This window comes from Streptococcus sp. HMSC062H02, from assembly GCF_001813005.1.
Lineage (GTDB): Bacteria > Bacillota > Bacilli > Lactobacillales > Streptococcaceae > Streptococcus > Streptococcus oralis_S.
In genome coordinates, this window is sequence record NZ_KV811132.1 from 14,133 (window position 1) to 29,865 (window position 15,733).

Sequence of the window (15,733 nt, forward strand, 5' to 3'; positions counted from 1 at the left end):
TTGACAAACGAAATAAAAACGTATACAATTAAGTATTGTAAAGAATAATTTAGGAGAAGAACATGGCTAAGTCGAACTTTGAAAAAGTAGAAGCAGTTGTTGGCTGGGTTCGTGATAAGAAAATCACAGGCTACCGTATCTCTAAAGAAACGAATGCGCGTGAAATGTCTATCATTGCTCTAGCACAAGGACGCGCAAAAGTTAAAAATATTTCATTTAAAACAGCTCTTGGTTTAATCGATTTCTATGAAAAAAATCATGAAAAATTTGAAGATTAAACTGTGGTCACAGGCAGATTCCTGAGTCGAGTCTGCCTTTTCTTTACAATTACAAATTAAAAAGACTGCATTCTTTATGCAGTCTTTGTTTATTAGCTGAGATAACGTTGAAGAAATTCTTTTGTTCGTTCTTCTTTAGGGTTCGTGAAGAGTTCTTCTGGTTTGCCTTCTTCAGCAATGACGCCCTTATCCATAAAGATGACACGGTGAGAAACATCGCGAGCGAACTCCATTTCGTGGGTTACAACGATCATGGTCAAGCCCTCTTGAGCCAAATCCTGCATAATTTTGAGGACTTCTCCGACCATTTCAGGGTCGAGGGCAGATGTTGGTTCGTCGAAGAGAATGGCGTCAGGATTCATGGAGAGTGCGCGGGCGATAGCCACGCGTTGTTTTTGTCCCCCTGAGAGTTGTTTGGGCTTGGCTTGCCAGTAACGTTCTCCCATACCGACTTTTTCGAGATTCTCTTTGGCAATTTTTTCAGCTTCAGAGTGGTCGCGTTTAAGGACAGTCGTCTGAGCGACGATTGTATTTTCAAGGACATTCAGATTTTCAAAGAGATTGAAAGATTGGAAAACCATACCGAGTTTTTCACGATAATGGGTGAGGTTATAGCCTTTTTCTAAGACATTTTCTCCTCGATAGAGAATCTCTCCCTCTGTAGGTGTTTCGAGTAAATTAATTGAACGAAGGAAGGTTGATTTTCCGCTTCCTGAGCTCCCGATGATGGAAATAACCTCTCCTTTATGGACGGTGAGGGAAATGTCTTTTAACACTTCGTTTTGCCCATAGGATTTTTTGAGGTGTTTGATTTCAAGGATTGCTTGTGTCATTTTTTCAAATCCTCCGTTTGCATTTGGTTAGCACCTGTAGTGTAAGTATCCATGTCCATGCGACGTTCGATAAAGCGTAGGATACGGGTCACAGTGAAGGTGAGGACAAAGTAAATCACGGCGATGATGGTAAAGGTCTGGAAGTATTGATAGGTTTGTGTTGCTACAGTATTTCCTGAGAAATAAAGCTCAACAACAGAAATAACGTTCAATACGGAGGTATCTTTGATGTTGATGACAAACTCATTACCAGTAGCAGGTAGAATATTGCGGACAACCTGAGGTAGGACAATCTTACGCATGGTTTGATTATGGGTCATACCAAGAGCAGTTGCAGCTTCAAACTGTCCTTTGTCAACTGCTAGGATACCACCACGGACGATCTCTGTCATGTAGGCACCCGTATTGATTGAGACGATGAAGATAGCAGCTAGTGTGCGGTCAAGATTGATACCGAAAGCTTGGGCAGTTCCATAGTAGATAACCATGGATTGAACAATCATTGGTGTACCACGGAAGATCTCGATATAGACATTAAGGATCCAGCCAAGTAGCTTTTGCAAGCCATAGATTGCCTTGTTCTCAGATAGTGGAGCGGTACGGAAGACCCCAATCGCAAGTCCGATAAGGAGACCTGTGATGGTTCCGATAATGGAGATTAAGAGTGTGATACCAGCACCACGCAAGAGTTGTTGCCAGTTTTCAGAAAGTATCTTAGCGACTTGGCTAAAGAAACTACTTTCTTCCTCTGTTGTTGTAGACTCCACAGGTTGCTCTTTGATCATACGATCCATGAGGGCTACTTGTTCATCCTTAGAGATGGTTTCGATGCTAGCATTGATTTGGCTGATGCGGCTGTCATCTTTACGAAGTCCAATGGCAATAGCTGTATCTTCTTCGCCAGTTTTGAAACCTGGTTGAGGTTGGATCATTTTGAACTTAGCGTTAGCAGACTCAGCGGTCATTGCTTCAGGTCGTTCAGAAACATAGGCATCAATAACACCAGCCTCCAGAGCTTGACGCATTTGGGCGAAGTCACCCATAGCTGTTTCTTTTTTGGCATCTGGAATTTGGGAAATCAGGTCATAAAGATAAACACCTTGTTGAGACGTGATTTTTGCCCCACTAAAGTCCTCTAAAGATTTGGCATTTGCATAGGCAGAGTCCTTTTTTACCAATAGAACCGGTTCGCTAGTATAGTAACTGCTTGAAAAAGCAATTTCTTGTTTGCGTTCAGCGGTTGGGCTCATACCGGCAATGATCATATCGATTTTGCCAGAAGTAAGGGCTGGAACAAGTCCTTCCCATTTGGTTTTCACAACCAAAGGTTCCTTACCAAGGTCTTTGGCAATCTTTTTAGCAATTTGAACATCGTAGCCGTTGGCATATTGGTTGGTACCGTCGATTTTGACGGCGCCGTTACTATCGTCGTCTTGGGTCCAGTTGAAGGGAGCGTAAGCTGCCTCCATCCCGATGCGTAAATATTCGTCGGCTTGGACTTGGCTAACTAGTCCTAAGGTAAGGGCTAGGCTAGCAAGGATAGATAAGCATAATTTTTTCATGTTTTCTCCTATTTCTAGTCTAAAAATGACTCTCTCTATTGTATCTAAAAATAGTGAGATTTTCAATACAAGTAAGCCTTTACTTATAAAAAATGATATAATGGTAAAAAGATTGAAAGGGAACCGATTATGAAAAAAAGATGGCTGTTGGCTTTGGTATTTGCTTATTTATTATTTATACCGAGTCTGGTTTTTGCAGTAGACTTTGATATCTTATCCTATCAGGGTGATTTGAATATTCATGCAGATAATACTGCAATTTTTAAGGAAACAATTACCTACCGCTTTGGAGATGATTATAATGGTCAGTTAGTTGGACTCGGGAAAGCTGGGAAAATGCCGGAAGGATTTGACATTGATCCCGATCCGACCGTTCAGGTTTCTAAAAATGGAAGAATTGTTCAAAATGCTTCCTTCTATACTATGGAGGAAGAGGACGGCTACAAGGTAAAAATTTACAATGCTGGCTATGCTGGAGATACTGTTCGGGTAACGGTTACCTGGAAACTAACCAACCTTCTCTTCTTATATAAGGATATCGCAGAGCTAAATTGGCAACCCTTGACCGATAGTACTGGAGACATCAAAGAGATTGAGTTTAAAGTTAGCTCTGATACCCCAGCAGAGAAACTCTATTTTCATGCAGGTCAACTCCTAAGGGACTCTAGTGTTGAAAAAGTAAATAATCTCTATCATGTCAAAATGAAAGACCTTCCTAGAAAGCGACAGATCGAATTACACGCATACTGGCTGAGAAGTGCTTTTGCAGGAGCTCCAGATCAAGGATTAGAGGAAGAACGTTTAACCGATTTTAACCGGATTGAAAGCAATATAGCGACAGAAAAAGCGCAAAGTGAGATAATGATGAAATGGGTGTTCCCCGTCATTTTTATGAGCCTCTTACTTTTAGTTCCTCTCTTCTATAGGATGTTTCGTCAGAGTACAAGCATTAAAAAGGTCTTTCCAAAAGATCATCGACTCTACGAACCACCGATGGATTTGCCTCCGATGGTTTTAGCAGAAGCAGTGTATTCAACCTCCTTAGAGGAAGTCAATCCCCTAAACAAATCAGGGTTTGGTAAATTTACTTTTGAACGTTTGATTCAGGCAACCTTGTTGGATTTAGTAGATCGAGGCCATTTATCTATTTTCCAAGGGGATGAGGAACCTTATGTGCGCATTATCAGTGAAAAGGGTTTGTCCAATTTTGAGAAGGAATGCCTGCGCATGACTTTGTCAAATAAGAAAGAATTGGCTATTTCAGAGCTCTTCCCTGATTACCAAGTTTCATCTTCCCTTTACCGTGGTGCCAAAGAGTCAGATGAAAAACATATCCGAGAAACAGGCTCGCGTCTCAAACGCTCCTTTGAAGGAAGACTTCAACGCATTCAGTCTTGTGTCAAGGATAAGGTCCATGTACTTCGTATCCCAAGCTACTATCGTCCCTTGACAAGTGAGGAACGTCGCCTTGCTCTCGGGATGCGGGTCTGTTCAGCCATAACAGCTCTAGGTGGACTGCTATTCTTTTACTATAGCTGGCAAACACATGGTTTCTTTTCGATCCCATTTCTACTCTTAGGATTGACAGGATTAGGGACTAGTTTCTGGGTTTACCTTGCCACGCGAGGAGCCTATCGCGATGGAGTTCTAACAGAGGAAGGAGCGGAGATCTTCTATCTCTGGACGAGTTTTGAAAATATGCTTCGCGACATCGCTCATCTGGATCAGGCCGAGCTAGAGAGCATCGTCCTTTGGAACCGTCTATTGGTCTATGCGACTCTCTTTGGTTATGCCAAGAAGGTGAGCAAGTTAATGAAAGTTCGCCATATTCAGCTTGAAAATCCAGATTTGAATCTTTATGTAGCCTATGGTTGGCACTCACAGTTCTACACCTCAACTGCACAAATCAAGCAATATACAGCTGTCGCAAATACAGCTAGCAATTACTCTGTATCTTCTGGAAGTGGAAGTTCAGGTGGAGGATTCTCAGGAGGCGGAGGCGGTGGTAGCATCGGCGCCTTCTAAAAAATCTATCGCAACATCTGAAATTATGCTATAATAGAGGACAGAAAAAGGAGTAATGTATGTATTTTATTGAAATTTTGAAGTCAATCTTTTTTGGGATTGTTGAAGGAATTACAGAATGGTTGCCCATTTCAAGTACTGGCCACTTGATCTTGGTTGAAGAATTTGTACAATACAAGGACCAAAATGAAGCCTTCATGTCCATGTTTAATGTTGTCATTCAGCTTGGTGCCATTTTAGCAGTTATGGTCATTTACTTTAATAAGCTTAATCCCTTCAAACCTGGTAAAACTAAGGTCGAAGTTCGTAGAACTTGGCAATTGTGGTCAAAAGTCTTGGTTGCGACCTTGCCTTTGCTATTGGTTTTTAAATTAGATGATTGGTTTGATGCCAACTTCCATAACATGGTTTCAGTTGCAATCATGTTGATTATCTATGGTGTTGCCTTTATCTACCTTGAAAAACGAAATAAGGCGCAAGCCATTGAACCAACAGTAACAGAGCTTGACAAGCTGCCTTATAAAACAGCCCTTTACATTGGGCTCTTCCAAGTCCTCGCTCTTTTCCCAGGAACGAGCCGTTCAGGTGCAACTATCGTTGGTGGTTTGTTGAATGGAACAAGCCGCTCAGTCGTAACAGAGTTTACCTTCTATCTCGGAATTCCTGTTATGTTCGGAGCCAGTGCCTTAAAGATTTTTAAATTTATTAAAGCAGGTCAACTATTGAGTTTTGGACAACTGTTCTTGCTCTTGGTAGCTATGGGTGTTGCCTTCGCAGTCAGCATGGTTGCCATTCGTTTCTTGACCAGCTATGTGAAGAAACACGACTTTACACTCTTTGGGAAATACCGTATCGTACTCGGTAGTGTCTTGTTGCTCTATAGTTTTGTGCGTTTGTTTGTATAAGAAAAAAGCTTGAGGGAATTTTCCTTCAAGCTTTTTAAAATCCTGTCACTGTAATTCCTAGTAAACGGATACCTTTTTCTTTGTCAGCTAGTTCTTCGTAGAGTTGAAGGGCAGTTTGAGAAATCTGACTAGTGTCCTGTGTTGCTTGTGGGAGGCTTTTTCGTCTAGTCAGAGTGGAAAAGTCAGCATATCGTATTTTTAGGATAATGATTTTTCCAGCTTTGTCCTGCTTGCTGAGATTGTGAGCTACCTTTTCGGAGAGAAGAGTCAGCTCTTTTTTAATGTCTTCTTCTACTTGTAGGATCTTTCCGTAGGTTTTTTCCTTGCCAATGGACTTACGAATGCGATCGGACTTGACCGGTGAGTTATGAATGCCCCTTGCCTTTCGATAAAGCTCATAACCGAGTCTGCCGAACCGATCGATTAAAGTGACTTCTGAGACATCCAATAAGTCTGCACCAGTATAAATGCCCATTTCATGAAGGCGTTCAACTGTTTTTTTGCCCACGCCATGAAATTTAGCAATGTCCATTTGTTTGAGGAAGTCTTGGGCTTGATCTGGGAGAATCACTGTCAAACCATGTGGTTTTTGATAGTCACTAGCCATTTTAGCTAAGAATTTGTTATAGGAAACACCTGCAGAAGCAGTCAGGTGTAGCTCCTGCCAGATATCTTGTTGGATGAGGCGGGCTATTTTGACTGCAGACTTGATACCGAGTTTATTTTCCGTCACATCTAAGTATGCCTCGTCGATACTCATAGGTTCAATCAAATCAGTGTAGCGTTTAAAAATAGCACGAATCTCAAGTCCCACAGTCTTATACTTTTCATAATTTCCAGAGATAAAGACAGCTTGGGGACAGCGCTCATAAGCTTCTTTAGAGCTCATGGCTGAATGAACACCAAAAGCTCGTGCCTCATAGCTACAGGTAGAAACGACACCACGCCCACCTGTTTGTCTGGGATCGCTTCCGATAATGACAGGTTTGCCCTTTAACTTGGGATTATCTCTTATTTCCACCGCAGCAAAAAAGGCATCCATGTCGATATGGATGATTTTTCTGGACAGATCATTTATCAATGGAAATATGAGCATTCCAATCCCTTTCTAGTGTCATTTTCTATTTATTATACCCTTTTTTCTGAAAAAATGGGAAAGTTCAACCTGACTTTCAAAAATATAATACAGATAAGAACAAAAAAGAGACTGTATTATAAAAGAAAGCGTCTAAAATGCTGATTTTCTCTTGTTGAAATCGGTTACTGTATGGTATACTTGTCTCAAGAATGTAACAGATGACTGTTACTAGAAAAAAGAGGACATTAACATGGTTGTTAAGACAGTTGTTGAAGCACAAGATATTTTTGATAAAGCTTGGGAAGGCTTCAAAGGCGTAGATTGGAAAGAAAAAGCAAGTATTTCTCGCTTCGTTCAAGCTAACTACACACCTTACGATGGAGATGAAAGTTTCCTTGCTGGACCAACAGAACGTTCACTTCACATCAAAAAAATCGTAGAAGAAACAAAAGCACACTACGAAGAAACTCGTTTCCCAATGGACACTCGTCCAACATCTATTGCTGATATTCCTGCTGGATTTATCGACAAAGAAAATGAAGTTATCTTCGGTATCCAAAACGATGAACTCTTCAAATTGAATTTCATGCCAAAAGGTGGTATCCGTATGGCTGAAACTACTTTGAAAGAAAATGGATACGAACCAGATCCAGCTGTTCACGAAATCTTTACTAAATACGTAACAACAGTTAACGACGGTATCTTCCGTGCTTACACTTCAAACATTCGTCGTGCTCGTCACGCTCACACTGTAACTGGTCTTCCAGATGCCTACTCACGTGGACGTATCATCGGTGTTTACGCACGTCTTGCTCTTTACGGTGCAGACTACTTGATGCAAGAAAAAGTAAACGACTGGAATGCAATTAAAGAAATTGATGAAGAAACAATCCGTCTTCGTGAAGAAGTAAACCTTCAATACCAAGCATTGCAACAAGTTGTTCGCTTGGGTGACCTTTACGGAGTTGATGTCCGCAAACCAGCGATGAACACGAAAGAAGCTATCCAATGGGTTAACATCGCCTTCATGGCTGTCTGCCGTGTTATCAATGGTGCTGCTACATCTCTAGGACGTGTGCCAATCGTATTGGATATCTTTGCAGAACGTGACCTTGCTCGTGGTACATTTACTGAATCAGAAATCCAAGAGTTCGTTGATGATTTCGTTATGAAACTTCGTACAGTTAAATTTGCTCGTACAAAAGCTTATGACCAATTGTACTCAGGTGACCCAACCTTCATCACAACTTCTATGGCTGGTATGGGTAACGATGGTCGTCACCGTGTTACTAAGATGGACTACCGTTTCTTGAACACTCTTGACAACATCGGTAACTCTCCAGAGCCAAACTTGACAGTTCTTTGGACTGACAAATTACCATACAACTTCCGTCGCTACTGTATGCATATGAGCCACAAACACTCTTCTATCCAATACGAAGGTGTAACAACAATGGCTAAAGACGGATACGGAGAAATGAGCTGTATCTCATGCTGTGTGTCACCACTTGACCCAGAAAACGAAGATCAACGCCACAACATCCAGTACTTCGGTGCACGTGTAAACGTTCTTAAAGCCCTTCTTACTGGTTTGAACGGTGGTTACGACGATGTTCACAAAGACTACAAAGTATTTGACATCGATCCTATCCGTGACGAAGTTCTTGAATTTGAATCAGTTAAAGCGAACTTTGAAAAATCTCTTGACTGGTTGACTGACACTTACGTAGATGCTTTGAACATCATCCACTACATGACTGACAAGTACAACTACGAAGCTGTTCAAATGGCCTTCTTGCCAACTAAACAACGCGCTAACATGGGATTCGGTATCTGTGGATTCGCTAATACAGTTGATACATTGTCAGCTATCAAGTACGCTACTGTTAAACCAATCCGTGATGAAAATGGCTATATCTACGATTACGAAACAATTGGTGAATACCCACGTTGGGGTGAAGATGACCCACGTTCAAACGAATTGGCAGAATGGTTGATCGAAGCTTACACAACTCGTCTACGTAGCCACAAACTTTACAAAGATGCAGAAGCTACTGTATCACTTTTGACAATCACATCTAACGTTGCTTACTCTAAACAAACTGGTAACTCACCAGTCCACAAAGGTGTATACCTCAACGAAGATGGTTCTGTGAACTTGTCTAAACTTGAATTCTTCTCACCAGGTGCGAACCCATCTAACAAAGCTAAAGGTGGATGGTTGCAAAACTTGAACTCACTTGCTAGCCTTGACTTTGGTTACGCAGCTGACGGTATCTCATTGACAACTCAAGTTTCTCCACGTGCTCTTGGTAAGACTCGTGACGAGCAAGTTGATAACTTGGTAACAATCCTTGATGGTTACTTTGAAAACGGTGGACAACACGTTAACTTGAACGTTATGGACTTGAACGATGTTTACGAAAAGATCATGTCAGGTGAAGACGTTATCGTACGTATCTCTGGATACTGTGTAAACACTAAATACCTCACTCCAGAACAAAAAACTGAATTGACACAACGTGTCTTCCATGAAGTTCTTTCAATGGATGACGCATTGAGCTAAGATTCAATTAGAATGAAAAGAAAGCCAGTCTATAGGACTGGCTTTTTTGTGTACTTACATTATCTATTCAAGACTTCAAAAAAATTTTAAAAAAATAGTCAAATTTGGTCAAAAAGATGTTGACTTTTACTGACCAATGTGATATAGTAGAAGCATAAGGAAAATGAATTCCTTAGAAAACTTCATTTTCAATGATTCTATTTATTGAAAATGTATGAAAGATACCCTAGAAAGGGGTGAGGCCTATGTTAAATCTAACAGATTTTGAAAAGAAGATGATAAAAGGCTTATTTAAGAAAGAAAAACCAGAAATTATACGTAGGGTAGCTAGTTAGCTAGTCTAAAATTTTTAAAACAAAGGTCAAAGATAGTCAATATCAGAGATTGCATATAATTAAGAATAAACGAGGTAAAGAATATGAACAACAACTTTAATAACTTTAACAACATGGATGATTTATTTAACCAATTGATGGGAGGTATGCGAGGATATAGTTCTGAAAATCGTCGCTACTTGATTAATGGACGTGAAGTGACACCTGAGGAATTTGCTCACTATCGTGCAACTGGTCAATTGCCAGGAAATGCAGAATCTGATGCGCAAATGCAACAACACGCTTCAGGTCTGAAACAAGACGGTGTCCTTGCTAAACTAGGTCGTAACTTGACAGCGGAAGCTCGTGAGGGTAAGTTGGATCCTGTTATCGGACGAAACAAGGAAATTCAAGAAACATCTGAAATCCTCTCACGTCGTACCAAGAACAATCCTGTTCTAGTCGGAGATGCAGGTGTTGGTAAGACAGCCGTTGTCGAAGGTCTAGCACAAGCGATTGTGAATGGAGATGTTCCGGCTGCCATCAAGAACAAGGAAATTATTTCTATTGATATCTCAGGTCTTGAAGCTGGTACTCAATACCGTGGTAGCTTTGAAGAAAACGTTCAAAATCTAGTCAATGAAGTAAAAGAAGCAGGGAATATTATCCTCTTCTTTGATGAAATTCACCAAATCCTTGGTGCTGGTTCAATCGGTGGAGACAGTGGTTCTAAAGGTCTTGCAGATATTCTCAAGCCAGCTCTCTCTCGTGGTGAATTGACCGTTATTGGAGCGACAACTCAAGACGAATACCGTAACACCATCTTGAAAAATGCAGCTCTTGCTCGTCGTTTCAACGAAGTGAAGGTCAATGCTCCTTCAGCAGAGGATACCTTTAAAATCCTTCAAGGGATTCGTGACCTCTATCAACAACACCACAATGTTATCTTGCCAGACGAAGTCTTGAAAGCTGCAGTGGATTATTCTATCCAATACATTCCACAACGCAGCTTGCCAGATAAGGCTATCGACCTTGTCGATGTAACGGCAGCTCACTTGGCAGCTCAACATCCTGTAACAGATGTGCATGCTGTTGAACGGGAAATTGAGGTAGAAAAAGACAAGCAAGAAAAAGCAGTTGAGGCAGAAGACTTTGAAGCAGCTCTCAATGCTAAAACACGTATTGCAGAATTAGAGAAAAAAGTCGAAAACCACACAGAAGACATGAAAGTGACTGCAAGCATCAACGATGTGGCTGAGTCTGTAGAGCGAATGACAGGTATTCCAGTGTCACAAATGGGAGCGTCAGATATCGAACGTTTGAAAGATATGGCTCATCGCTTGGAACACAAGGTAATTGGCCAAGATAAGGCAGTAGAAGCAGTAGCTCGTGCTATCCGTCGTAACCGTGCAGGATTTGATGAAGGCAATCGCCCAATTGGTAGCTTCCTCTTTGTAGGTCCAACTGGAGTTGGTAAGACGGAGCTTGCTAAGCAATTGGCATTGGATATGTTTGGTACTAAAGATGCGATCATCCGCTTGGATATGTCTGAATACAGTGACCGCACAGCCGTATCTAAATTAATCGGTACAACAGCAGGTTATGTTGGGTATGATGACAATAGCAATACCTTGACAGAACGTGTTCGTCGCAATCCATACTCTATCATTCTCTTGGACGAAATTGAAAAGGCGGATCCTCAAGTAATCACCCTTCTCCTCCAAGTCTTGGATGATGGTCGTTTGACTGATGGTCAAGGAAATACAGTGAACTTCAAGAACACGGTCATTATCGCGACATCAAATGCTGGATTTGGCTATGAAGCCAACTTGACAGAAGATGCGGATAAACCAGAGTTGATGGATCGTTTGAAACCATTCTTCCGTCCAGAGTTTCTTAACCGCTTTAACGCAGTTATCGAGTTCTCACACTTGAATAAGGAAGACCTTTCTAAGATTGTAGACCTGATGTTGGCGGAAGTCAACCAAACCTTGGCTAAGAAAGACATTGATTTGGAAGTCAGCCAAGCAGCTAAGGACTTTATCACAGAAGAAGGTTATGACGAAGTTATGGGTGTTCGTCCTCTCCGTCGCGTGGTTGAACAACAAATTCGTGATAAGGTAACAGATTTCCACTTGGATCATCTAGATGCCAAACATTTGGAAGCAGATATGGAAGATGGCGTTTTGGTCATTCGTGAAAAAGCCTAACTCAAGATTTTGAGAATAAAAAAAGAAGGAACTAGCTAAAAGCTGGTTCCTTTTTGTGTTTAGATGATATGGCGCTCAAAGGCATCATCTGAGATTCCTTGTTCCAGGATGAGTTTCGCCCATTCTTTAGCTGAAAAGAGGCTGTGGTCCTTGTAGTTTCCGCAAGATTCGATGGTTGTTCCAGGGACATCTTCCCAAGTAGTAGTCTCAGCGATTTCCTTGAGCGAATCCTTAATAACAGCTGCAATTTCGGCACTGGTATGGCGTCCCCACATAATCATGTGGAAGCCTGTACGACAACCAAATGGCGAACAGTCAATCATACCGTCAATGCGGGTACGGATGAGTTTGGCTAAGAGGTGCTCAATGGTGTGAAGACCAGCGGTAGGGATAGAATCCTCATTTGGCTGTACCAAGCGAATATCAAAGTTGGAGATGACATCTCCCTTTGGCCCTGTTTCCTCCCCAATCAAGCGAACATAAGGTGCTTTGACAATGGTGTGGTCAAGTTCAAAACTTTCAACAATAACTTCTTTTGACATGGTAGTTCCTTTCAGTTTTCTTCTTTCATTATATCATAAAGGGTGCTGTTGAGATAGAGAGAAAACCTCTCCGATGAAGGAGAGGTTTGAGTTTTTTATTTGCGATATAAGCGGTCGTATTGGTAATAAGGGTCAAAGGTTACGTTGATACCCAATTTGCGAAGGACATTCTTGTCTTCATCGGTCAGGATGATGGTTGAGTGAGCTTCGCTTCCTTTGAGATTCCCAAGTTCCTCCATGGCACGCGCAGCGTCAGGATTTTCCATAGCTGTGATTGCAAGAGCAATCAGGATTTCATTTGAGTGGAGGCGAGGATTGCGGCTACCTAGATGATTGATTTTAAGACCTTGAATTGGTTTGACAACTTCAGGCTCGATGAGTTTCACTTCCTTAGCGATGTTAGCTGATTTTTTGATGGCATTGATCAAGGCTGCAGCTGTAGGACCAAAGAGTTCAGAGTTTTTACCAGTTACGATTTCCCCATTTGGCAATTCAAGGGCTAGGGCAGGGCCACCAGTTTCTTCTGCTTTTTGGCGTGCAGCGACAGCAACCTTACGGTCTGCAGGTGTGATGCCGAGGTCGTTCATGAGCAACTCGATTTTCTTGACAGCAGATTCCCCAACTTTTTCGGCTTTGAAATCAAGAACGGTTTGATAGTAACGACGGATGATTTCTTGTTTAGAAGCTTCGATAGCAGCCCCATTATCTGTAATAGCGAAGCCAACCATGTTGACACCCATATCAGTCGGAGAAGCGTATGGAGATTCACCAAGGATACGTTCCAACATGCGCTTGAGCACTGGGAAAATCTCGATATCACGGTTGTAGTTGACAGTGGTTTCTCCGTAGGTTTGGAGATGGAAGGGGTCAATCATGTTGACATCATCAAGGTCTGCGGTTGCAGCCTCGTAGGCCAAGTTGACTGGGTGATGAAGGGGCAGGTTCCAAACTGGGAAGGTTTCAAACTTAGCGTAACCAGACTTGATGCCATTGAGTTGGTCATGGTACATATTGGACATACAAGTAGCCAATTTTCCAGAACCAGGTCCAGGAGCCGTTACGACAATCAAGTTGCGACTGGTTTTGATGTAGTCGTTTTTCCCCATTCCTTCAGGAGAAATAATGTGATCCATATCCGTCGGGTATCCTTTGATTGGATAGTGAAGATAGGAATCAATCCCGTTTTTATCTAACTGGTTGCGGAAGGCATCTGCGGCGGGTTGTCCTGCGTATTGTGTGATGACAACAGAGCCGACAAAGATCCCCAGTTCATTGAATTTGTCAATCAAACGAAGAACTTCTTGGTCATAAGAAATGCCCAAGTCACCACGTGCTTTGGAATGTTCGATGTTGCTAGCATTAATGGCAATCACAACCTCAACTTGCTCTTTCAATTCTTGCAAGAGCTTGATTTTATTGTCAGGCTCATAACCGGGAAGTACACGAGCAGCGTGGAAATCTTCTAACATTTTGCCTCCAAACTCCAAATAGAGCTTGCCGTCAAATTGGTTAATGCGCTCCAAGATATGGTCGCGTTGTAGATTTAAATATTGTTCAGAACTAAAAGCTTGTTTTTTCATTTTTTTACCTCTGACCTCTATTATAATAAAAAATTGGAAGATAGGAAACTATGGAGTCAAAAAAGAAATTAAAAAGATTAGGCAAACGCTTGCACTACGTTCAAAAAAGCGCTATCATAGACTATAGATTATTAAAATAATGAGGTAAACAGATGCAAGAAAAATGGTGGCACAATGCCGTAGTCTATCAAGTCTATCCAAAGAGTTTTATGGATAGCAATGGAGATGGAATTGGTGATTTGCCAGGAATTACGAGTAAGTTAGACTATCTAGCCAAACTAGGGATTACAGCGATTTGGCTTTCTCCCGTTTATGACAGTCCTATGGATGATAATGGTTATGATATTGCTGATTATCAAGCGATTGCTGCTATTTTCGGAACTATGGAGGATATGGATGAATTGATCGCTGAAGCTAAGAAGCGTGACATTCGAATTATCATGGACTTGGTGGTCAATCATACCTCGGATGAACACGCCTGGTTTGTCGAGGCCTGTGAAAATCCTGATAGCCCCGAGCGAGACTACTATATCTGGCGGGATGAGCCTAATGATTTGGAGTCTATCTTTAGTGGGTCTGCTTGGGAATACGATGAAAAGTCGGGTCAATACTATCTTCACTTTTTCAGCAAGAAACAGCCCGATCTCAACTGGGAGAATGAAAAACTGCGCCAAAAAATTTATGAGATGATGAACTACTGGATTGATAAAGGGATTGGCGGTTTCCGTATGGATGTTATTGACATGATTGGCAAGATTCCTGATGAGAAGGTAGTGAATAATGGTCCCATGCTCCATCCCTATCTCAAGGAAATGAATCAGGGGACCTTTAGAGATAAGAATCTCTTGACAGTAGGAGAGACCTGGGGAGCAACGCCAGAGATTGCTAAGCTCTACTCGGATCCAAAAGGACAAGAATTGTCAATGGTTTTCCAGTTTGAACACATCTGTCTTCAGTATCAGGAAGGGCAACCTAAGTGGCACTATCAAAAAGAGTTAAATGTAGGGAAGTTAAAAGAGATTTTCAACAAATGGCAGACAGAGCTGGGAGTTGAAGATGGCTGGAATTCCCTCTTCTGGAATAACCATGACCTTCCTCGTATCGTCTCCATCTGGGGAAATGACCAAGAATACCGTGAAAAATCTGCCAAAGTCTTTGCAATCCTGCTTCATTTGATGAGAGGAACGCCTTATATTTACCAAGGTGAGGAGATCGGGATGACCAACTATCCATTTGAAACACTGGATCAAGTAGAAGATATTGAATCCCTCAACTATGCGCGTGAGGCTCTTAAAAAAAGTGTTCCGCTAGAGGAAATTATGGACAGCATCCGTATCATTGGTCGCGACAATGCCCGTACTCCAATGCAATGGAATGAGAGCCAAAATGCTGGTTTCTCAACAGGTCAACCGTGGTTGGCAGTTAATCCAAACTACGAAAAAATCAACGTTCAAGAAGCACTGGCAAATCCAGAATCTATTTTCTATACCTATCAAAAACTCGTTCAAATCCGCAAGGAAAACAGTTGGCTGATTCGCGCTGACTTTGAATTGCTTGATACGGCTGATAAGGTTTTTGCTTATATCCGTAAGGACGGTGAGCGCCGCTTCCTAGTTGTGGCTAACTTGTCCAATGAAAAACAAAACTTTTCAGTAGAAGGAAGAGTTAAGTCAATCTTGATTGAAAACACTACTGCTAAAGAAGCAGTTGAAAAACAAACCTTGGCTCCATGGGATGCCTTTTGTGTGGAACTAGCGGATTAAAATAAGTGAACCTCAAGCCTTTGATGCTTGGGGTTCTTTTGTTGAAAAATATATAGAAAAACCTTTAAAAAATATTT

General features: G+C 41.6%; 11 protein-coding genes. 6 read left to right on the top strand and 5 right to left on the bottom strand.

Annotated features, from left to right (window positions below; genetic code table 11):
• The first annotated feature begins 62 nt into the window (after window positions 1-62).
• Window positions 63-278, top strand: a complete 216-nt coding sequence (locus HMPREF2885_RS07580; RefSeq protein WP_070657689.1) for a capsule biosynthesis transcriptional regulator — start codon at window positions 63-65, stop codon at window positions 276-278.
• A 92-nt stretch (window positions 279-370) separates the two neighbouring features.
• On the opposite strand, the gene HMPREF2885_RS07585 is transcribed toward HMPREF2885_RS07580, so the two are convergent.
• Window positions 371-1,111: an amino acid ABC transporter ATP-binding protein gene (locus HMPREF2885_RS07585; protein ID WP_000189490.1), complete on the bottom strand. Its 741-nt coding sequence runs from the start codon at window positions 1,109-1,111 to the stop codon at window positions 371-373.
• Window positions 1,108-2,673, bottom strand: a complete 1,566-nt coding sequence (locus HMPREF2885_RS07590; RefSeq protein ID WP_049500153.1) for an ABC transporter substrate-binding protein/permease — start codon at window positions 2,671-2,673, stop codon at window positions 1,108-1,110. The genes HMPREF2885_RS07585 and HMPREF2885_RS07590 overlap by 4 nt, the downstream gene beginning before the upstream one ends.
• A gap of 129 nt (window positions 2,674-2,802) precedes the next feature.
• On the opposite strand from HMPREF2885_RS07590, the gene HMPREF2885_RS07595 reads away from it, so the two are divergent.
• A complete protein-coding gene (locus HMPREF2885_RS07595) occupies window positions 2,803-4,698 on the top strand; it encodes a DUF2207 domain-containing protein (RefSeq protein WP_049550493.1) in 1,896 nt (631 codons plus the stop codon).
• A 59-nt stretch (window positions 4,699-4,757) separates the two neighbouring features.
• On the top strand, window positions 4,758-5,603 hold the full coding sequence (locus tag HMPREF2885_RS07600; RefSeq protein ID WP_000273572.1) for an undecaprenyl-diphosphate phosphatase: 846 nt from the start codon (window positions 4,758-4,760) through the stop codon (window positions 5,601-5,603).
• A gap of 34 nt (window positions 5,604-5,637) precedes the next feature.
• Here HMPREF2885_RS07600 and dinB read toward each other — a convergent pair whose 3' ends face one another.
• Entirely contained in the window at window positions 5,638-6,699 is a 1,062-nt protein-coding gene (gene dinB / locus HMPREF2885_RS07605) for a DNA polymerase IV (RefSeq protein WP_070657691.1), read from the bottom strand.
• Between the two features lie 232 nt (window positions 6,700-6,931).
• Here dinB and pflB point away from each other — a divergent pair, with 232 nt between their 5' ends.
• The gene (gene pflB / locus HMPREF2885_RS07610) at window positions 6,932-9,247 is read left to right on the top strand and encodes a formate C-acetyltransferase (RefSeq protein WP_000260621.1); all 2,316 of its coding nucleotides are present in this window, start codon (window positions 6,932-6,934) and stop codon (window positions 9,245-9,247) included.
• A gap of 418 nt (window positions 9,248-9,665) precedes the next feature.
• Window positions 9,666-11,771 carry an ATP-dependent Clp protease ATP-binding subunit gene (locus tag HMPREF2885_RS07615; RefSeq protein WP_070657693.1) on the top strand — a complete coding sequence of 702 codons (2,106 nt, stop codon included), beginning with the start codon at window positions 9,666-9,668 and terminating at the stop codon, window positions 11,769-11,771.
• A 59-nt stretch (window positions 11,772-11,830) separates the two neighbouring features.
• Here HMPREF2885_RS07615 and HMPREF2885_RS07620 read toward each other — a convergent pair whose 3' ends face one another.
• On the bottom strand, window positions 11,831-12,313 hold the full coding sequence (locus HMPREF2885_RS07620) for an S-ribosylhomocysteine lyase (protein WP_000032556.1): 483 nt from the start codon (window positions 12,311-12,313) through the stop codon (window positions 11,831-11,833).
• Window positions 12,314-12,408: 95 nt separating this feature from the next.
• Entirely contained in the window at window positions 12,409-13,893 is a 1,485-nt protein-coding gene (locus HMPREF2885_RS07625) for a DUF1846 domain-containing protein (RefSeq protein ID WP_070657695.1), read from the bottom strand.
• A gap of 152 nt (window positions 13,894-14,045) precedes the next feature.
• Here HMPREF2885_RS07625 and HMPREF2885_RS07630 point away from each other — a divergent pair, with 152 nt between their 5' ends.
• Window positions 14,046-15,656, top strand: a complete 1,611-nt coding sequence (locus HMPREF2885_RS07630) for a glycoside hydrolase family 13 protein (protein WP_049550234.1) — start codon at window positions 14,046-14,048, stop codon at window positions 15,654-15,656.
• Window positions 15,657-15,733 lie beyond the last annotated feature (77 nt).